The organism is Streptomyces sp. NPDC054783 (assembly GCF_053611725.1).
This window is the reverse complement of sequence record NZ_JBSHAY010000004.1, coordinates 27689-47255: the sequence shown is the minus strand read 5'-3', so window position 1 is coordinate 47255 and position 19567 is coordinate 27689. Positions and strand designations below refer to the sequence as shown.

Here is a 19567-nt window from a genome sequence, read left to right as displayed (position 1 = left end):
CACGTACCGCTCCTCCCCCGTCGTGCTGGTCCCCGTCGTGGCTGGTGGTGCCACCACCACCATAAGTTCCGACTCCCCACCGGTATTCCGTTCGCCCGAAGCTCTTGCCATGGCGATCGACACCACCACCCAGACCACCACCTCCACGGGCACACCGCTCGACACCCCCCGGCCACCCCGGTTGTCGACGCGTGACAAGCTCGTCCTGTTCGTCCTGTGCGCCGCCCAGTTCATGGTCGCGCTGGACTTCTCCGTCCTGAACGTCGCCCTGCCGGAACTCGGCACCGACCTCGGCATGAGCCGCTCGGCCCTGCAGTGGGCGGTCACCGCGTTCGCGCTGCCCTCCGGCGGCTTCCTGCTGCTCTTCGGCCGCATCGGCGACCTGTACGGCCGCCGCAAGCTGTTCCTGACCGGCCTGGCCCTGTTCGGCGCGGCCTCGCTGCTGGCCACCCTGGCCTGGGACCCGGCGTCCTTCCTGGCCGGACGCGCGTTGCAGGGCCTCGGCGCGGCGGCGATCGTCCCGACGGCCATGTCCCTGCTGACCACCACGTTCCCGGAGGGCCCGGCGCGCGACCGCGCCCTCGGCATCGCCGGCACGGTGATGTCGCTGGGCTACACGGTCGGCATGGTCGCCGGCGGGATGCTGACCGACACGCTCGGCTGGCGCTCCACGATGGCCCTGCTCACCGTGTCCGCGCTGATCGTGCTGCCGCTGGCCCCGGGCCTGCTGCCGGAGTCGCGCACCCCGGAGCGTCCGCGCCTGGACGTGCCCGGCGCGGTCACCGTCACCACCGGCCTGCTGTCCCTGATCTACGCCCTGTCCACGGCCGCCGACCACGGCTTCGGCCGCGCCGACGTCGTCACGGGCCTGATCGCCGGCGTGCTCCTGCTGGCCGCGTTCACGGTCGTCGAGTCCCGTACGGGCGCCCCGCTCGTCTCCCTGCCGATGCTGCGCCGCCGCACGGTGGCCTGGGGGAACGTGGGCGGCCTGGTCACCTTCTCGATGATGTCCACCGTCATCTTCGTCCTGACCCTGTACCTCCAGGAGATCCTGCGCCTGTCGGCCTTCGAGACGGGCCTGGTCTTCGGCGTCCAGGGTGTGCTGTCGGCCATCGCCGGCACCCTCGCCCCGAAGGTGATCGGCCGCCTCGGCGCCCGCCGCACCCTGGTCGGCTCGCTGACCGGCCAGGGCGCGCTGATCGCGACGCTGCTCCTGCTGGACTCCCACGTCTGGTCGGTCTGGCTCGCCACGGCGGCCGTCTCCGTGGCCAGCATGTTCCACCTGGGCGCGATCATCTCGTACGGCCTGACCGTCACCTCCGGTGTCCCGGACGAGGAGCAGGGCCTGGCCACCGGTCTGGTGACCTCCACCCAGCAGGTCGGCATCACGGTCGGCATCCCGCTGCTGGGAGTCCTGGCCACCACCTCCGGCGATCTGCTGGCCGGCGTCCACACGGTCCTCGCCCTGGACGCCGCGATCGTCCTCGCCGCCGCCGTCCTGGTCGGACTGGGCCTGCGCGGGCGTCAGTCCAGGGTCTGAACGATCCCGCTCCGCGCGGCCGTGTGCACCACACGGCCGCGCGCGCCGTTGACCAGCGGAAGGAAGGGTGCGACATGTCCGCACTCGACATCGGCGACGATCGGCACCCCGAGCGGCTCGAGCGCGTCGAGCACCGCCTGGTGCTGGGTGAGGGTGCGGCCGTCGGGGGCGTGGGTGCGGCCGACGAGGACGGCGGCGGCGCGGTCGAAGAAGCCGGCGAGACGCATGCCGTGCAGGTTGCGGCAGATGGTGAACGCGTTGTCCTCGCAGGCCTCGACATGGACGAGCAGCGGCTCACCGGCGGCGAAGGACGAGGTGTTCAGGTACGGCGTGCCCGCGAGGTTGGCGAGGGTCTCGATGCACCCGCCGACGAGCCGTCCCTCGACGTCGACGTCCCCGTCTGCGTCGAGCCGGGTCCAGGTGCCCTCCGCGTCCAGGGTGAGCTCCCGCACCTCCGGGTGGCGCCGCCAGTCGTCGTACCCGCCGGACCGGTACCGCCCGGGCGGCGTCTGCGTGAACGGCTCCCCCTGCGGCGCGGCCACGACGTCCAGCCAGGACAGCAGCCCCTCGGGCGCCCGGTACGGCGTGTCCATGAGGTTGTTGCCGTGCACGGTGGCGACCCCGGTGAGCAGGGTCAGCGGCGTGATGATCGTGGACATGTCGGAATAGCCGACGACCCAGGTCGGCTCGGCCCGCCGGATCGCCTCGAAGTCCAGCGACGGCAGCAGATCGATGGCCGTCTCGCCGCCCCACGGGGGCACGACGGCGCGGATCTCCGGATCGGTCAGCATCTCGGTCAGCTCGGCGGCGCGCTCGGCGGCCGGCGCGCTGATGTGCGCCGAGCCGTCCATGCACCGGCCGACGACCACCTCGTACCCGCGCGCCTCGATCTCCCGGACCGCGACATCGAGCCGCCCCTGGAGTTCCTTGGCCACTCCGGCGGAGGGAGAGGTCACACCGACACGGTCACCGGGGCGCAGGGGGCGCGGATATCTGATGCTCATGCGGAACATCCGACCCCTCACCGCCTGCCCCTGGCAACGGAATTACTGCCGGTCGAGCCGTAGCCGCTCCGCCCTGGGCAGCCCGGCCACGACAAGGTCGTACGAGTCCTCGATCAGCTCTTTCACCAGCCGCTCGGGCAGCCCGCCGTCCACCGTCACCGTGTTCCAGTGCCGCTTGTTCATGTGGTACCCGGGGATGATCAGCCCCTCGTGCTCGGCGCGCAGCCGGATCGCGTCCTCCGGGTCGCACTTGAGGTTGACCGTCAGGGGCCGCGTGTCCAGCCGCGTCAGGGCGAACAGCTTGCCCAGCACCTTGAAGACCGAGGTGTCCGGGTTGAACGGGAAGTCCTCCTCGGCGGCGTTGAAGGACAGGCAGAAGGCGCGCAGCCTCTCGGGCGTCACTCGGGTTTCGCCTCCTCGGCGGCCGGCACGGGGACGGGTTCCACCAGGACCGTGATGATCTTGTTCCGGCGTCCGGCCGCGGCCTCCGCGGTCAGCTTCAGCCGGCGTTCGTCGGGCAGCTCGACCTCGGCGGACGCGCCCGCGATGGGCACCCTGCCGAGGGCCTTGGCGAGCAGTCCGCCGACGGTCTCCACGTCCTCGTCGTCGTACTCCTCCAGGCCGTACAGCTCGCCGAGGTCGGTGATGTCCAGGCGGGCGGTGACCCGGAAGCGGTCGTCGCCGAGGTCCTCCACGGGCGGGAGCTCCCGGTCGTACTCGTCGGTGATCTCGCCGACGATCTCCTCGAGGATGTCCTCGATGGTGACGATGCCGGCGGTGCCGCCGTACTCGTCGATGACGACGGCGACGTGGTTGCGTTCCTTCTGCATCTCGCGCAGCAGGTCACCGGCGTTCTTGGTGTCCGGCACGAAGGCGGCGGGCCGCATGGCGGTCGAGACCAGGTCGCTCTCCGCCTCCCGGCTGATGTGCGTCTTGCGGACCAGGTCCTTCAGATACACGATCCCGACGATGTCGTCCTCGCTCTCGCCGGTGACCGGGATCCGGGAGAACCCGGAGCGCAGGGCGAGGGTGAGGGCCTGCCGGATGGTCTTGAAGCGCTCGATGGTGACCAGGTCGGTGCGCGGCACCATGACCTCGCGGACGAGCGTGTCGCCCAGCTCGAAGACCGAGTGCACCATGCGGCGCTCCTCGTCCTCGATCAGCGACTCCTTCTCGGCGAGGTCGACCAGCGCGCGCAGTTCGGCCTCGGAGGCGAACGGGCCGCGCCTGAAGCCCTTGCCGGGGGTGAGGGCGTTGCCGATGAGGATGAGCAGGGACGGGATCGGCCCCATGATCCGGGCCAGCGGCAGCAGCACGTACGCCGCCACGGTCGCGGTGCTGAGGGGGTGCTGGCGGCCGATGGTCCGCGGGGACACACCCACGGCGACGTACGACACCAGGACCATGACCCCGATGGCGACCAGCAGGGCCTGCCAGGTGGCGGTGAACTCCTCCAGGCAGGCGTACGTCACCAGGGCCGCGGCCGCCATCTCGCAGGCGACGCGGACCAGCAGGGCCACGTTCAGATAGCGGGTGGGGTCCGCGGCGACCTGGGCCAGCTTCGCGCTGCCGCGGCGGCCGGACTTCACGGCCTCCTCGGCACGGAAACTGGACATCCGGGCCAGGCCCGCCTCCGCGCACGCGGCGAGCCAGGCGACGACGACCAGCGCGATCGCGCCGATCACGATCTGCGGAGACATACGGCCCGCTTATGAGACGGTCGGCGCCGGGGACGGCCCGGTCAGCCCGCGCTCGGCCCGCCAGCCGTCCACGATGGCTGCCTGGAGCCCGAACATCTCCGCCTTCTCGTCCGGCTCCTCGTGGTCGTAGCCGAGCAGGTGCAGCACCCCGTGGACGGTGAGCAGCTGGAGCTCCTCGTCCATGGAGTGCTGCGTCGGGGCTTCGGTGCCCTGCTTGGCGGCGACCTCCGGGCACAGCACGATGTCGCCGAGCAGCCCCTGCGGCGGCTCCTCGTCGTCCTTGGAGGGCGGCCTGAGCTCGTCCATCGGGAACGACATGACATCGGTGGGACCCGGCAGGTCCATCCACTGGATGTGCAGCTGCTCCATGGCGTCGGCGTCCACGACGATCACCGAGAGCTCGGACAGCGGGTGGATACGCATCCGCGCGAGCGCGTAGCGGGCGATATCGAGGATCGCCTGCTCGTCGACCTCGGTGCCGGACTCGTTGTTGACGTCGATCGACATGGTCGTGCTGGTCTACTTCCCCTTGGAGCCCTTGGCACCGGACTTGCCACGGCCGCCCTTGTGGGTGCCGTTCTCGGTGCCGTACTTGCTGTCGTATAGCTCGTACGCGTCGACGATACGGCCCACCAGCTTGTGCCGTACGACATCGTGGGACGACAGCCGGGAGAAGTGGACGTCCTCGACGCCCTCCAGGATCTCCTGCACCTGCCGCAGACCGCTCTTGGTGCCGTTCGGCAGGTCGACCTGCGTCACGTCACCGGTGATCACGATCTTCGAGTCGAAGCCGAGGCGGGTGAGGAACATCTTCATCTGTTCGGGGCTCGTGTTCTGGGCCTCGTCCAGGATGATGAAGGCGTCGTTGAGGGTCCGCCCACGCATGTACGCGAGCGGCGCGACCTCGATCGTCCCCGCCGCCATCAGCCGCGGGATGGAGTCCGGGTCGAGCATGTCGTGCAGCGCGTCGTACAGCGGGCGCAGATAGGGGTCGATCTTCTCGTAGAGCGTGCCCGGCAGGAATCCGAGCCGCTCCCCCGCCTCCACCGCCGGCCGGGTGAGGATGATCCGGTTGACCTGCTTGGACTGCAGGGCCTGCACCGCCTTGGCCATGGCCAGGTAGGTCTTGCCGGTACCGGCGGGCCCGATGCCGAACACGATGGTGTGCTTGTCGATCGCGTCGACGTACCGCTTCTGGTTGAGGGTCTTCGGGCGGATCGTCCGCCCCCGCGAGGACAGGATGTTCTGCGTCAGCACCTGAGCCGGGGTCTCGGGGCCGTCGCTCGTCCCGTTCTCGCTCGCCTTGAGCATGGCGATCGAGCGTTCCACTGCGTCCTCCGTCATCGGCTGCCCGGTGCGGAGCACCAGCATCATCTCGTCGAACACGCGCGAAATGAGAGCGACGTCGGCCGGGTCGCCGGCCGCGTTGATCTCATTGCCCCGGACATGTATGTCGGCCGCCGGGAAGGCCTTCTCGATCACACGCAGGAGGGAGTCGCCGGAACCCAGCACGGTCACCATGGGGTGCTGGGCGGGGACGGTGAACTGCGCTCTCGCCTGCTCCTGCGCGGGGGTGGTGTGAGCTGTGGGTGTCTGTGTCATGGGCCGGCTCTGAAGGCCTGCGCTTCCTCCTCATCACGGCCGCGTAGCTGAGGGCGGCCTCGCGCTTCCAGGGTACGACGGTGCACAGACAAGCCCGTAGGGCTTTTCACCGGGCCGCCTCCCGGCCGGCCGGCCGCTGCTCGTCAGCCGGAGCGGCGGAACCCGATGGTGGGCACGGCGCGACGCAACGGCCACGGCCGGTCCAGCTCCTCCGGGACAAGCGCGTCCAGGAAGCCGTACCGGCGCAGCGCCGTCGGTTCCTGCCCCGGCACGGACTGCACACGCCGCCACCACGCCCCGATCTCCGACCATCCCGGCGCCGACAGCGACCCCCCGAACTCCTGCACCGACAGCGCCGCCGTGAGCCCGGCGAAGGCCAGCCGGTCCGCCAGCGGCCACCCGGCCAGGGACCCCGTCACGAACCCGGCGACGAACACATCCCCCGCCCCCGTCGGATCCAGCGCCTCCACGGCGATCGCCGGTACCTCCGCCGCCTCCCCCGTCCGCCGGTCCACGGCGTACGCCCCCTCCGACCCCAGGGTCACCACGACCACCGGCACATGCTCGGTCAGGGCATGGGCGGCGAGCCGCGGGCAGTCGGTGCCCGTGTACCGCTTCGCCTCCTCCTCGTTCGGCAGGAACGCCTCGCAGTGCTCCAGATCGGCGAGCCCGGTGAGATCCCACGCCCCGGTGTCGTCCCAGCCGACGTCGGCGAAGATCCGGGTCCCCCTCCGCGCGGCCTGTGCGATCCACGGCGCGTGCGTACCGGGTGTCAGCGAGGCCACGGCGGCACGCGCGCGGGGCGGGCAGGCCCGGGCCCCCTCCTGGATGAGCGCGGCTTGCGGCGGCGGCTCGTGCCCGTGGGACACCATCGTCCGCTCACCCTCGTACGCCATGGACACCGTCACCGGCGAGTGCCAGCCGGGCACGGTACGGGACGCCGACAGGTCGATCCCCTCGCCCTGTGCGAGCGCATCCCAGCAGTACTCGCCGTAGTGGTCGTCCCCGAAGGCCGCCGCCAGGGAGGTCTTCAGACCGAGCCGGGCCAGGGCCGTGGCCATGTTGGCCACCCCGCCGGGGCTGGACCCCATGCCCCGGGCCCAGGACTCGGTGCCGCGCACGGGCGCCGAGTCCAGGCCGGTGAAGATGATGTCGAGGAAGACCGTGCCCGTCAGATAGACGTCCCAGGGCGGGTCGCCGGGCCGGCGCAGCACGGCGAGCGGGTCGACCTGGGCCTGACGGCGCGCGGCCTGGGTGAGGTGTTCCGGTTCCTCTCCGGTGATCGTGTGCGACGGGGTCACGGTGCACTCCCTGGCGTGGTGCGGGTCTGGCCAGTGTGCACCAATCAGGCCGCCGCACAGGGGGTTACCAGCGCGGCATCACCGGTTGCCGCCGGCCCCGTTCGGCCACCCGCATCGCGGCCGCGTCGTCGCGGTCGCGCAGCGAGCCGTCGTCCTCGGCCCACCGCCGGTGCAGCCGGGCCAGTTCGTCCCGGTCGAGCTCGACCCCGAGGCCGGGGGCGTCGGAGACCTCGACCTTTCCGCCGCGGAAGGCGAGCCGCTCGGTGAGGACGTCCTCGGACTGCCAGGGGTAGTGGGAGTCGCACGCGTGGTGAAGGCCGGGGACGGTGGCCGCGACCTGGGTCATCGCGGCGAGGCTGATCCCCAGGTGGGTGTTGGAGTGCATCGACACCCCGACCCCGAAGGCGGCGCAGATCGCGGCGAGCCGCTGGGTGTTGCGCAGCCCGCCCCAGTAGTGGTGGTCGCAGAGCACGACCTGCACGGCATCCCGTGTGAAGGCCTCCTTGATCTCGCCGAAGGTGGTCACGCACATGTTGGTGGCGAGCGGAATGTCGGTCCCGGCGGACACCTCGGCCATCGCGGGCGTACCCAGCGTCGGGTCCTCCAGGTACTCCAGGACGTCCCCGAGTTCCCTCGCCACCTTCAGCGAGGTCTCCACCGACCAGGCGCCGTTGGGGTCGAGGCGCAGCGGATGCCCGGGGAAGGCCTCGGCGAGGGCCCGTACGGCGGCGATCTCCTCGTCGGGCGGGAAGACACCGCCCTTGAGCTTGAAGGACGTGAAGCCGTGCCGCTCCTTGAACTTCCGTGCCTGCTCCACGACCCCGGCCGGATCGAGCGCGGCACCCCAGTCGTCCTTCTCGCCGGCCACGCCCTCGGGATGGCCGGCCCACTTGTAGAACAGGTAGGCGCTGTACTCGACAGCGTCCCGCAGCCTGCCGCCGAGCAGGGCGTGCACGGGCAGCCCGAGCGCCTTGCCCTGGGCGTCCAGGCAGGCGACCTCGAAGGCGGACAGCACCGACAGCCGGAGCTTGTCGGCGCTCTGCACGCCGCGCAGTCCGCCGGCGTCCACCTCGCCCTGGACCCGGGACTCGTCCACGCCGAGATCGATCGCGAACAGCCCGTTCACATCCATGACCGATCGCCCGGTGAGCCGTTCGGCCAGCGGGCGGGCCAGCTCCAGGTACTTGGTGTCGCCGTAGGTCTCGCCGAGCCCGGTGGTCCCGCCGGCGGTGACGATCTCCACGACCAGCCGCGGGGTGTACGGCTGGTGCACGCCCTGGGTGTTGAGCAGCGGCGGGTCGGCGACCAGGATCGGCGTCAGCCGTACCTCGGCGATGGTCAGGTCACGGGTCACAGGGCGGCTCCTACGAGGTCGAGTCCGGCGGTGAGCAGGGCCTTGAGGTCGGCGAGGTCGGCGGGTGCGGGGTCGGTGAGCGGGGCGCGCACGGGTCCGACGCGCTGTCCGCGCAGCCGGGCCGCCGCCTTCACCAGGGACACGGCGTATCCGGGGGCGCGGTCGCGCAGTTCCACGAACGGGACGTAGAAGTCGCGCAGCAGTTTGTCGACGGTCCCGTGGTCGGCGTCCCGCAGGGCGGCGAAGAAGGCGCCGGCGATCTCGGGGGCGAAGGCGTGCACGGCGGAGGAGTAGGCGGGGACGCCGACGGTGGCGTAGGCGCGGGCCTGGATCTCGGCGGTGGCGGCGCCGTTGAAGAAGAGGAAGCCGTCGGGGGCGGCGAGGGTGAGGCGCTGGAGCCTGTCGAGGTCGCTGTGGCCGTCCTTGAGGCCGATGACGTTCGGGACGCGCGCGATCCGCCTCAAGGTGTCGACGGCGTAGGCGACTTGGCCGCGCTGGTAGGCGATCAGCGGCAGCCGGGTGCGTTCGGCGAGCCGCTCCAGTTGGGCGGCGAGGCCGTCCTGCGGGGCGTCGACCAGGTAGTGCGGCAGCACGAGCAGGGCGTCGGCGCCGGCCTCCTCGGCGATCCGCGCGAACCGGGCGGCCTGCGCCCAGCCGTACCCGGTCCCGGCCACGACCGGCACGCGTCCGCCGGCCTCCTCGACGGTGACGGCGACGACCGCCCGGTACTCCTCCTCGTCCAGCGAGAAGAACTCCCCGGTGCCGCAGGCCGGGAAGACGGCGCCGGGCTCGGCGGCGAGCCGGCCTGCGACGTGGGCGCGGAAGCCGCCGGGATCGAGGGAGCCGTCGCCGTGGAACGCGGTGAGCGGGAAGGACAGCACCCCGCGTGCCATCCCCTCCCGAAGCCGCCGCGCCACACCCTCGGGACTCGGATCGCCGCCCACTGACCATCTCCCCTTATGAATAGCGTCTACATATGAGAACGAACGTAGCTCCTCCTACCCGGGCCCACACCCAGCAAACCGAAAAGTGACGCAGATCGCACCGCCCGTGCTTCTTCAGGAAACCGCGTGCTTGATACAACTTGCTCGCGGGTTCCCGTCCCTCGACGGTCGCCGCCCCCTCCCCTTCTTCGAGCCCTTCCTTCCGCCTGCCTGGGAACGCCCGTGTCCGCCCCCCGCCACCCCCTGCCCTGGTCCCTCGTCGCCCTTTTCACGGCCGGGTATCTCGCGCCCTATCTGTTGCCGACCACCGTCGGCCGACTCGATTCCGCGCTTCCGCTCAACCCCACGCAGGCCGGGGCCATCGGCAGTGCCCTGCTGCTGAGTTCGGCGGCGGCGGGCTTCCTGCTGGCCTCCCGGGTCGACCGCATCGGCCCCCGCAGGCTCGCCCGGCTCGGCCTCGCGCTCGCCGTCCTCGGCTACGGCGGTGCCGCCCTCACCGCCTTCGTCCCGGCCGTCGTCGCGGGCGCGGTCATCGGCGGATTCGGGTCCGGCACGGTCACCGCGGTCGCCGCGAGCGGCATCGCCGCCCACCGGGACCCGCACCGGGTCACCACCCTGGGCCTGCTCGGCGTCTCCGCCCTCGCCGGTGCCCTGTACCTGACGATCCCCCGCCTCGGCCCCGGCCACGGCCTGCCGCTGCTCGCCATCGCGCTGACGGCACTCGCGGTCCTCCCGCTCACCGGCCGCCTGTCCGGTCGTAACGCACCCGCCCGTACGGCCGTCGGGCACGGCCGGCTTCCCCGCCTCCGCGCCGGGCTGCTGCTGGCCGCCGCCATGCCCTGCTGGTCCCTCGCCCAGAACGCCCTGTGGGGCGTCAGCGGCCGGATCGGACTCGACCAGGCCCACCTCACCGAGGTCACCGTCGGCGCGGTGTTCGCGGTCGCGCTCGGCGCCGGGCTCATCGGGGTCGTCGGCGCGGGCGCGCTCGGCCCCCGGCTGGGCCAGGCGGTGCCCATCGGTGCCGGTACGGCCCTGATCGCGGGCTGTATCGCGCTCAGCGCGTCCGCGACCGACCTCACCGCCTTCGCGGCGGGCGAGATCTCCTGGAACCTGCTCTACCCGGTCGTCCTGTCGTACGTCATCGGCCTCGCCGCCTCCCTCGACCCGCGCGGCCGCTGGGCGGTCCTGGTCGGCTCGGCGGCGTCGCTGGGGACGGCGGCGGGACCGCTGACGGGGAGTGTGCTGGCGGCAGGAGCGGGCTTCCCGGTGATGGGGAAGGTGCTCGGCGCCGGGCTGCTGCTGATCGCCGTGCCGATGACGGCGGTGGCGCTGCGGGCGGGCAGGCGGCTCCTGCCGGTCGTGGAAGTGCCGGTGGAGGCGCCTGCCGTACCCGCCCGGAGCGCCTACGACACCGCGTCGCCGAACTCGTACGCGTCGACCTCGGCGATGTAGCGGGCCCGCCGCTCCTCGTCGTCCTCCAGGAAGGAGGCGAGGAAGGAGTTGCGGGCCAGCTCGCGCAGCCGGTCCTCGCTCAGGCCCAGGGTCTGGCGCACGGCCGCGAAGTTGTCGCCGGCGTACCCGCCGAAATACGCCGGGTCGTCGGAGTTGACCGTGCACAGCAGGCCCGCGTCCAGCATGGCCGGCAGCGGGTGGTCGGCGAGCGTGTCGACCGTGCGCAGGCGGACGTTGGACAGCGGGCACAGGGTGAGCGGGATCCGCTCCCGCACCAGCCGCTCGACCAGCGCCGGGTCCTCCACGCAGCGCAGGCCGTGGTCGACGCGCTCGACGCCGAGCACGTCCAGGGCCTCGCCGATGTACTCCGGCGGCCCCTCCTCACCGGCGTGCGCGACGCGGCGCAGCCCGAGCGCGGCCGCGGCCTCGTACACCTCCCGGAACTTCGCCGGCGGGTGCCCGACCTCGGCGGAGTCCAGGCCGACGCCGGTGATCCGGTCCAGATACGGCTCGGCCATCTCCAGGGTCAGCAGGGCCGATTCGGCGGACAGGTCGCGCAGGAAGCACATGATGAGCCTGGTGGAGACGCCGTGGTTCTCCTCGGAGCGGACCAGGGCCCGCCACAGCCCCTCAACGATCGTGACCATGGGGACGCCCCGCGCGAGGTGGGCCTGCGGGTCGAAGAAGATCTCCGCGTGCCGCACGCCCTGCGCGGCGGCGCGGGCCAGGTAGGCGTTCGCGAGGTCGGCGAAGTCCTGCTCGGTGCGCAGGACGGCCATCAGCTCGTAGTACAGGTCCAGGAAGGACTGGAGGTCCTCGAACTGGTAGGCCTTGCGGAGCGCGTCCGTGTCGGCGTACGGCAGCTCGACGCCGTTGCGGGCGGCCAGCTGGAACGCCAGCTCCGGCTCCAGGGTGCCTTCGATGTGGAGGTGCAGTTCTGCTTTCGGGAGAGGCATCAAAGCATCGTACGGATCTTCTATCGCCGTTTCGGAACCGCCACCCGCAGCAGGTCGTGCGCCACGGTCAGCTCACCCTCGAAGCCGGCCGCCCGCGCCTGCCGCTCGAACTCCTCGGGCTCGGTGTAGCGCTGGCTGAAGTGGGTGAGGACGAGGTGCCGTGCGCCCGCGTCCCGGGCGACGGCGGCGGCCTGCCCGGCGGTCAGGTGACCGTGTTCCACGGCCAGTTCGATGTCCTCGTCCAGGAAGGTCGACTCGATGACGAGCAGATCGCAGCCCTCCGCGAGCGCGTGCACGCCCTCGCACAGCCGGGTGTCCATGACGAACGCGAACCGCTGCCCGCGCCGCACCTCGCTGACGTCGTCCAGCGCGACGTCCCCCAGCCGGCCCTCGCGCTGCAGCCGGCCGACGTCCGGGCCCTTGATCCCGTACGCGGCGAGCCGGTCGGGCAGCATGCGGCGGCCGTCGGGTTCGATCAGCCGGTAGCCGTAGGACTCGACCGGGTGCGACAGCCTGCGGGCCTCCAGGGTGTACGACGGGGTCACCGCGAGGATGCCGTCGGCGGCGACCGGCGCCTCGGTGATGCCGACCGTCTCCCGGTAGGCCGTGGCGTACCGGAGGCGGTCGAAGAAGCGCTGCCCGGAGCGCGGGTAGTGCGCGGTGACCTGGTGCGGCACCTGGTCGAGGTTGATCCGCTGGATGACACCGGCGAGGCCGAGGGAGTGGTCGCCGTGGAAGTGGGTGACGCAGATGCGGTTCAGGTCGTGGGCGGCGACCCCGGCGCGCACCATCTGCCGCTGGGTGCCCTCGCCGGGGTCGAACAGGATGCCCTCGCCGTCCCACCTCAGCAGATAGCCGTTGTGGTTGCGGTGCCGGGTCGGGACCTGGCTGGCGGTGCCGAGGATCACCAGTTCACGTACGGACACGGCTGGTCATCCGGGGGGCCACTGCAGGCCACGGCCGCCGAGGACGTGCGCGTGGGTGTGCCAGACGGTCTGTCCGGCGCCGGAGCCGGTGTTGAAGACGATGCGGTAGCTGTCGAGCTTCTCCTCGTCGGCCACGGCCTGGGTCTCGGCGAGGACGTCGGCGGCGAGCTGTGGCGCTTCGGCGCCGAGGACGGCGGCGTCCCTGTAGTGGGCCTTGGGGATCACCAGGATGTGGGTGGGGGCCTGCGGGTTTATGTCCCGGAAGGCGACGGTGGTGTCCGTCTCGCGGACGATCGTCGCCGGGATCGTGCCCGCGACGATCTTGCAGAACAGGCAGTCGTCCTGCGGTTCGCCGGCCATGCGTGTGCCTCCTCACGCTGGTGATCAATACCGGTGCATCGTAGTCGTATCAGGTGGGCATCCCCGGCGGAGTCTTCGCGGGCCGTTCCTCCAGTGCCTCTAGCGCGAGCCTCACTGCCTCGTCCAGCTGGGTGTCCCTGCCCTCCGCCCAGTCCTGAGGGCGCTGGACGACCTCCACATCGGGGTCCACCCCGTGGTTCTCCACGTCCCAGCCCACCCCCTCCAGCCACATCGCGTACTTCGGCTGGGTGACCAGGGTGCCGTCGACCAGGTGGTAGCGGCTGTCGATGCCGATGACGCCGCCCCAGGTGCGGGTGCCGACGACCGGGCCGATGCCGAGGGCCTTGATCGCCGCGTTGACGATGTCGCCGTCGGAGCCGGAGAACTCGTTGGCGACGGCGACGACCGGGCCGCGCGGGGCGTCGAGGGGATAGCTGGTGGGGCGCATGCCGCGCGGGAGGTCCCAGCCGATGATGCGGCGGGCCAGCTTCTCCACGACCAGCTGGGAGGTGTGGCCGCCGCGGTTCTCGCGGACGTCGACCACGAGCCCTTCGCGGGCCACCTCCACGCGCAGGTCCCGGTGGATCTGCGCCCAGCCGGGGGCCTGCATGTCGGGGACGTGCAGGTAGCCGAGCCGGCCGTCGGAAGCGGCGTGCACGTGGGCGCGGCGGTCGGCGACCCAGGCGTGGTAGCGCAGGGGTTCCTCGTCGGCGATCGGGATGACGACCGTGTGCCGGGGTTCGCCGCCGCCCGCCGGGGAGACCGTCAGTTCCACCGGGTGGCCCGCCGTGCCGACGAGCAGCGGACCCGGTCCCGTCACCGGGTCGACCGAGTGGCCGGCTACCGCGATGATCGCGTCGCCGGGGCGGACGGCCACACCGGGTGCGGCGAGCGGGGAACGGGCGTCCGGGTCGGAGGTCTCCGAGGGCAGGATGCGGTCGATGCGCCAACTGCCGTTCGGGTGACGGGAGATGTCGGCGCCGAGCAGACCGTGCCGGGGGCCGCCGCCACGGCCGCCGGAGGGGAGGACGTAGGCGTGCGAGGTACCGAGTTCGCCGTGCAGCTCCCAGAGGAGATCGACGAGGTCGCTGTGGGTGGCGAGGCGGGACAGGAGCGGGCGGTAGCGGGCGAGGACGCCGGTCCAGTCGACGCCGCCGAGGTCGGGGCGCCAGAAGTGGTCGCGCATCAGGCGGCCGGTCTCGTCGTACATCTGGCGCCACTCGGCGGCCGGGTCGAGGGTCTGCCGGATGCGGGCGAGGTCCACGGTGACGCTGGTGTCGCCGTCGTCGTCGGTGCCGGTGCGGCGGTCGCCGGGGACGACCCGGAGCCGTTCGTCGCTCCACAGCAGCACACGTTTGCCGTCGCCGCTGACCTCGAAGTGGTCGGCGTCGGAGGCCAGGTGTTCCAGCCGCCGCTGGGCGAGGTCGTAGCGCTCCAGCTCGGTGTGCGGACCGGGGTCCCCGGGGTGGGCGCGGGCGGTGCCGAGGACGCCGTGCACGGGGTGGCGCAGCCAGAGCAGGCCGTCCTTGGCGGCGCGCAGGGTGGAGTAGCGGCCGGCCTCGACCGGGAGGGGGACGATCCGGTCGGCGAGGCCTTCGAGGTCGATACGGGTGGCGGGGGTGCCCTCGCTGTCGGGGGTCTCGTCCTTGTCCGGGGTCTCGAAGGCGCGGCCGTGACGCTGCGGGCCGAAGGGCGAGGGTGTGGTGGCGGCGAGGGTGATCAGGTGCGGGCGGGCGCCGACCACGAAGGCGAGGTCGAAGACGTGCTCGTCGTAGACGGGGTCGAAGGCGCGGTTGGAGAGGAAGGCTAGGTGTTTGCCGTCGAGGGTGAAGGCGGGGGCGTAGTCCTGGAAGCGGAGCGGGGTCGCCTCGGTGACCGACAGGTCGGTGGTGTGGGCGATGCGCAGTTGGGAGAGCGGGCGCGGGCCGGGGTGGGCCCAGGCGAGCCAGGCCGAGTCGGGTGAGAAGGCGAGGCCGCAGACCTCGCCGTCGTCGCTGCTGTCGACCTCGCGGACCTCTCCGGTCTCGCGTTCGACGAGCAGCAGCCGTCCGTCGTGCGCGGCCACGGCGGCCCGGCTGCCGTCGGGAGCCATGGCCAGCTCCAGCACCCGGCCGAGCTGTCCGGCGGCCAGCCGGCGGGGCGGGGCGCCCGGTACCGTCCCGGTCGCGGGGGCGAACTCCAGGGCGTCGTCGCCCTCCGCGTCCGTCACCCACACCACCCATTCCTCGCCCTCGGCGCGGAAGGCGCGCGGCATCCGGGCGCGGACCCCGGGGGTGGCGGCGAGGGCGCGGGCGGGCCCGGAGCGGTGGGTGATCCAGTGGATCCCGCCGCGCACGCAGACGGCGCTGCCGCGTGCGGTGTGGTCCGGGGCCGCCTCGCCGAACCAGCGGGCGGCGTCCACCGGACGGGGACGCAGGTCGATCCGGGGGCCGCCGAGGCGGACGTCCAGCCGGCGCGGCTCGGCGCCCTCCAGGTCGTCCAGCAGCCACAGTTCACCGGCCGAGCTGTAGACGACGCGGCTGCCGTCGCCGGAGGCGTGCCGGGCGTAGAAACCTCCCCCGCTCTCGGCTTCTCCCCCACTCTCGGCTTCGTTCGAGCGGGGGGACCCCCATGAGCGGGTGGTGCCCCCATGCGGGGTGTGCCGGCGCAGGTCGGAGCCGTCGGCGAGGGAGGAGTAGAGGGCGCCGGTGCCCTCGTGGTCGGAGAGAAAGGCGATGCGGTCCCCGGCCCACACCGGACGCTCGATGTTGCCGTCGACGTCCTCGTGCAGCCGGACGAACTCCCCGTTCCCCTCCCGGTCGATCCACAGCTTGCCCGCCGTGCCGCCGCGATAGCGCTTCCAGTGGGCGGCCTCGCGGCCCATCGGCGCGGACAGCAGCACGGTGGCGGGGCCGAAGGCCACATCGCCGACCGGGCCGTAGGGGAGGGTCTCGGCGGGTCCGCCGTCCAGCGGGACGGCGTACGCCCAGCTGTGGCGGAAGCTGTGCCGGCCGTGCGCGCCGAGCGCGAGCACCCGCCCGTCGGCGGTCCAGCCGAGCACCTCGGTACGGCGGTTGCCCCAGTGGGTCAGCCGGTCGGCGGGGCCGCCGTCGACGGGGGCGACATGCACCTCGGGCGCGCCGTCACGGGTGGAGGTCCAGGCCAGGTGCCGTCCGTCCGGCGATATCCGGGGCGAGGTCACCGGCATGTTGTCGGCGCTGACCCGCCAGGCCCGGCCGCCGTCGAGAGGCGCGAGCCACACGTCGTCCTCGGCGACGAAGGTCACCAGATCGCCATGTACATGGGGGAATCGGAGATAGGCGGCACCCTGAGTCACCCCGTCACTGTACGCAGCGACGGGTGCACCTCGCCCGGTGTTCGGATCACTTCCCCTCGACTGGCCAACAGGTGGGGTCGCCCTTGCACCACAGGGTCCTCGTGACAGTGACGGTCACGGTCGGCCTCCCGCCGCCCGGCTGAAGGGTGGGCGGCCTGTACGTCGGTCCGTGCGTGGCGCCGCAGTCCCCGAGCCCGCTGACGTGGAACACCTGTCTGTCCCCGACCCTGGCGGTCAGATCCCCGCGCACACAGGCGCCGTCGACGGCCTTGGTCACCTTCCCGATGACGGTGATCTTCCGCCCGTCCTTGGTCTCGCCCTGGCAGTCGACGGAGACGACGGTGGTCGCTCCCGCCGAGGGCGCCTTCGCGGCCGACCGGCCTCCCTTGCCGTAGTCGCCGGTACAGGTGAGCCAACTGACGTCGACGTGCTGGTGCTTGAGCCTGGCCGTCGCGGTGGTGTCGGTGGTGTAGGCGACGGACGCGCTGCTGAGGCCATCTGGCTGACAGGCCACAACGGCCGCACCGGCCCCCACGACCAGCCCGGCGACAATCACGCCCCGCATCCCACGTCGATTCCCTCTCAAAACCCCCATGCAGCGCAGAGTGCCACCGGCGGGGGCGACTAGAAAGGTGACATACGGCCACTCACAGCGCCCCGAAGGTGCGCGGGGCTGCGTCCGATGTGCGGCTACCGCCGCGTGGGCACGACCAGCCACGACGGCGCCGCAGCCGCCCGGCGGCACATGCCCGGCACCTCCGATCGCGCCCTCGGCCGAACCAGCGGAGCTACCCGCGCAGCAGCAGCCACTGCTGGAGTTCGACCAGGTTGCCCTCCGGGTCCTTGAGGTGGGCGACTCGCATGCGGTCGGTCATGGGGGCCGGGCCGTGGAGGACGGTGGCGCCGCGGGAGGCGATCTCGGCGCAGTAGGCGTCCAGGTCGTCCACGCGCAGCACCACCAGCGAACGGTGACCGGTGGCCGTGTCTCCCAGCTCCTCCAGCACCTCGGCCATCATCGCCCGGTCCTGCAGCGCGATCCCGGCCGAGCCGGCGTGCGGGCTGAACTTCTCGTACGGCCCCTGCGTCGCCCCGGACTGCGGCTTGAGGCCGAGGACGTCGGCGTAGAAGCGGTAGCAGGCGGCGAAGTCGGTGACCAGGAGCCGTACTTGGGCGAGTTCCACGGTGTCCCCCCGGTGTCAGGACCAGCGTCCGGTGCGGCCCAGCAGCAGGGCCACGGCGGCGGTGCCGGCGGTTGATGTACGCAACACGGTAGGACCGAGGACGTACGCCTTGGCACCCGCCTCCTCGAAGAGCGCCAACTCGTCGCGCGCGACGCCGCCTTCGGGGCCGACGACCAGCACGATCTCGCCCTCGGTGGGCAGTTCGGCGGTGGCCAGCGGCCGGCTCTCGTGCTCGAAGTCGGAGTGGAGCACGGCGGCGAAGTCGGCTTTGGCGAGAAGTGCGGCAACCTGCTTGCTGGTCGCCGCGTCCGCGACCTCCGGGAAGCGCAGCCGGCGGGACTGCTTGCCGGCCTCGCGCGCGGTGGCCCGCCACTTGGCGAGCGCCTTGTGACCCCGCTCGCCCTTCCACTGGGTGATACAGCGGGCGGCCTGCCAGGGCACGATCGCGTCGACGCCGGTCTCCGTCATCGTCTCCACGGCGAGTTCGCCCCGGTCGCCCTTGGGGAGCGCCTGTACGACGGTGATACGGGGGCTGGGCTCGGGCTCCACCGGGAATTCGTGAGGCTCCACCACCAGGTGGTCCTTGCCCGACACACCGACGATCACCCCGGCCGCGCCCCGGCCCTTGCCGTCGGTCAGCACCACCTGCTCACCGGGCTGCAGCCGCCGTACGGAGACCGCGTGCCGCCCCTCGGGGCCCGTGACGTCGACGACCGAGCCGGGACCCACGCCCTCCAGCGAGTCCACGACGAACACCGGCGCGGTCATCGCAGGCCCACCTTGGCCGACAACGCTGTCCGGGCGGCGTCGAGTTCGGCGGCCAGCACCCCCACGAGCTCCCCGGCGGGCAGCTCCCGGGCCAGCCGGTGCCCCTGCCCGGCCCACAGCGCCATGCCCTGCGCGTCCCCGGCCTTGGCGGCGGCCTTGCGCAGCGGCGAGGTGAGGTGGTGGATCTCCGGGTAGGCGGCGGGGGCGTACGGGCCGTGCTCGCGCAGGAAACGGTTGACCAGGCCGCGCGCGGGGCGGCCGGAGAACGCGCGGGTCAACTCCGTGCGCGCGAACAGGGGGTTGGTCAGCGCCTGCTTGTGCACGGCCTGGGCGCCGGACTCGGGGGTGACGAGGAAGGCGGTGCCGAGCTGGGCCGCGCTCGCACCGGCCGCGAGGACGGCGGCGATCTGGCTGCCGCGCATGATGCCGCCCGCCGCGACGACCGGGATGCCCACGGCCTCACGGATCTGCGCGACCAGCGACAGCAGTCCGATGCCGGCGCCGTCGTTCTCGGGGAGGTCCCGGTGGGTGCCCTGGTGGCCGCCCGCCTCCACGCCCTGCGCGATCACCGCGTCCGCCCCGGCCCGCTCGACGGCGCGGGCCTCCTCCGCGGTGGTGGCGGTGACCAGAGTGACGGTTCCGGCACGGCGGAAGGAGTCGAGGACGTCCCGGCTCGGCACGCCGAAGTGGAAGGAGACCACGGGCACCGGGTTGTCGAGGAGTACGGCGAGCTTGGCGTCGTAACCGTCGTCCCGGCCGCTGTCCGGGTCTCCCAGCTCGGTCTCGTACCAGGCGGCCTCGCCGGCGAGCTGATGGGCGTAGACCTCGACGGCGCCGGAAGGGGGCGCGGCGTGAGCCGCTCCAGTGGAGCCGGTGCTTGCACCGGGATACTCGGGCTGGGGCATGAACACGTTCACGCCGAAGGGGCGGCCGGTGAGCCCCCGCAACTGCTTGATCTCCTGGTACATGCCGTCGGCGGTCTTGTACCCGGCGGCGAGAAAGCCGAGACCACCGGCCTCGGAGACGGCGGCTGCGAGCTGCGGGAGGGAGACACCGCCCGCCATGGGCGCCTGCACGATCGGGTGGGGGAAGAGATCGGTCAGCGGGGAGGACATGACCGCATGTTGTCACGTCCTCCGTACAAGTCCGAATCCGGGCTTCCC

18 protein-coding genes are annotated in these 19567 nt (G+C 72.3%); 2 read left to right on the top strand and 16 right to left on the bottom strand.

The window, feature by feature from the left end; translation table 11 throughout:
- Positions 1-109: 109 nt before the first annotated feature.
- Positions 110-1540: an MFS transporter gene (locus ACWGJ5_RS09775; protein ID WP_453309212.1), complete on the top strand. Its 1431-nt coding sequence runs from the start codon at positions 110-112 to the stop codon at positions 1538-1540.
- On the opposite strand, the gene ACWGJ5_RS09770 is transcribed toward ACWGJ5_RS09775, so the two are convergent.
- The 8 genes from ACWGJ5_RS09770 to ACWGJ5_RS09735 all read right to left on the bottom strand — a co-directional run bounded on the left by ACWGJ5_RS09770 (position 1525) and on the right by ACWGJ5_RS09735 (position 9394).
- A complete protein-coding gene (locus tag ACWGJ5_RS09770) occupies positions 1525-2544 on the bottom strand; it encodes a S66 family peptidase (protein ID WP_453309211.1) in 1020 nt (339 codons plus the stop codon). The genes ACWGJ5_RS09775 and ACWGJ5_RS09770 overlap by 16 nt on opposite strands.
- A 42-nt stretch (positions 2545-2586) precedes the next feature.
- On the bottom strand, positions 2587-2946 hold the full coding sequence (locus tag ACWGJ5_RS09765) for an MmcQ/YjbR family DNA-binding protein (RefSeq protein WP_453309210.1): 360 nt from the start codon (positions 2944-2946) through the stop codon (positions 2587-2589).
- A complete protein-coding gene (locus ACWGJ5_RS09760; RefSeq protein ID WP_453309209.1) occupies positions 2943-4244 on the bottom strand; it encodes a hemolysin family protein in 1302 nt (433 codons plus the stop codon). The genes ACWGJ5_RS09765 and ACWGJ5_RS09760 overlap by 4 nt, the downstream gene beginning before the upstream one ends.
- Before the next feature lie 9 nt (positions 4245-4253).
- On the bottom strand, positions 4254-4751 hold the full coding sequence (gene ybeY, locus ACWGJ5_RS09755; protein ID WP_228620399.1) for an rRNA maturation RNase YbeY: 498 nt from the start codon (positions 4749-4751) through the stop codon (positions 4254-4256).
- Between the two features lie 12 nt (positions 4752-4763).
- Positions 4764-5846, bottom strand: a complete 1083-nt coding sequence (locus ACWGJ5_RS09750; protein WP_453309208.1) for a PhoH family protein — start codon at positions 5844-5846, stop codon at positions 4764-4766.
- A 143-nt stretch (positions 5847-5989) separates the two neighbouring features.
- On the bottom strand, positions 5990-7147 hold the full coding sequence (locus ACWGJ5_RS09745; protein WP_453309207.1) for a carbohydrate kinase family protein: 1158 nt from the start codon (positions 7145-7147) through the stop codon (positions 5990-5992).
- A 64-nt stretch (positions 7148-7211) separates the two neighbouring features.
- Positions 7212-8501, bottom strand: coding sequence for a glucarate dehydratase family protein (locus tag ACWGJ5_RS09740; RefSeq protein ID WP_453309206.1), 1290 nt, complete (start codon positions 8499-8501; stop codon positions 7212-7214).
- Positions 8498-9394 (bottom strand): 5-dehydro-4-deoxyglucarate dehydratase, encoded by an 897-nt coding sequence (locus tag ACWGJ5_RS09735; RefSeq protein WP_453309205.1) that lies wholly within the window; start codon positions 9392-9394, stop codon positions 8498-8500. Before ACWGJ5_RS09735 ends, ACWGJ5_RS09740 begins: the two co-directional genes overlap by 4 nt.
- Before the next feature lie 273 nt (positions 9395-9667).
- Here ACWGJ5_RS09735 and ACWGJ5_RS09730 point away from each other — a divergent pair, with 273 nt between their 5' ends.
- Positions 9668-10897 (top strand): MFS transporter, encoded by a 1230-nt coding sequence (locus ACWGJ5_RS09730; RefSeq protein WP_453309204.1) that lies wholly within the window; start codon positions 9668-9670, stop codon positions 10895-10897.
- Here the strand turns inward: ACWGJ5_RS09730 and ACWGJ5_RS09725 are convergent.
- The 8 genes from ACWGJ5_RS09725 to ACWGJ5_RS09690 form a co-directional block, all read right to left on the bottom strand.
- Positions 10849-11853 carry an adenosine deaminase gene (locus ACWGJ5_RS09725; RefSeq protein ID WP_453309203.1) on the bottom strand — a complete coding sequence of 335 codons (1005 nt, stop codon included), beginning with the start codon at positions 11851-11853 and terminating at the stop codon, positions 10849-10851. The two genes, ACWGJ5_RS09730 and ACWGJ5_RS09725, sit on opposite strands and share 49 nt — an antisense overlap.
- Positions 11854-11873: 20 nt before the next feature.
- The gene (locus ACWGJ5_RS09720) at positions 11874-12779 is read right to left on the bottom strand and encodes a ribonuclease Z (protein ID WP_453309202.1); all 906 of its coding nucleotides are present in this window, start codon (positions 12777-12779) and stop codon (positions 11874-11876) included.
- 6 nt (positions 12780-12785) lie between these two features.
- Positions 12786-13139, bottom strand: a complete 354-nt coding sequence (locus tag ACWGJ5_RS09715; protein ID WP_453309201.1) for a histidine triad nucleotide-binding protein — start codon at positions 13137-13139, stop codon at positions 12786-12788.
- Between the two features lie 49 nt (positions 13140-13188).
- Positions 13189-16407 carry a S41 family peptidase gene (locus ACWGJ5_RS09710; RefSeq protein ID WP_453309546.1) on the bottom strand — a complete coding sequence of 1073 codons (3219 nt, stop codon included), beginning with the start codon at positions 16405-16407 and terminating at the stop codon, positions 13189-13191.
- Positions 16408-16501: 94 nt separating this feature from the next.
- Complete coding sequence (locus ACWGJ5_RS09705) at positions 16502-17020, bottom strand: hypothetical protein (RefSeq protein ID WP_453309200.1); 519 nt, start codon at positions 17018-17020, stop codon at positions 16502-16504.
- 223 nt (positions 17021-17243) lie between these two features.
- Complete coding sequence (locus ACWGJ5_RS09700; protein WP_453309199.1) at positions 17244-17636, bottom strand: VOC family protein; 393 nt, start codon at positions 17634-17636, stop codon at positions 17244-17246.
- 15 nt (positions 17637-17651) lie between these two features.
- A complete protein-coding gene (locus ACWGJ5_RS09695) occupies positions 17652-18404 on the bottom strand; it encodes a 16S rRNA (uracil(1498)-N(3))-methyltransferase (RefSeq protein WP_453309198.1) in 753 nt (250 codons plus the stop codon).
- On the bottom strand, positions 18401-19519 hold the full coding sequence (locus tag ACWGJ5_RS09690; RefSeq protein WP_453309197.1) for a nitronate monooxygenase: 1119 nt from the start codon (positions 19517-19519) through the stop codon (positions 18401-18403). The genes ACWGJ5_RS09695 and ACWGJ5_RS09690 overlap by 4 nt, the downstream gene beginning before the upstream one ends.
- Between the last annotated feature and the right edge of the window lie 48 nt (positions 19520-19567).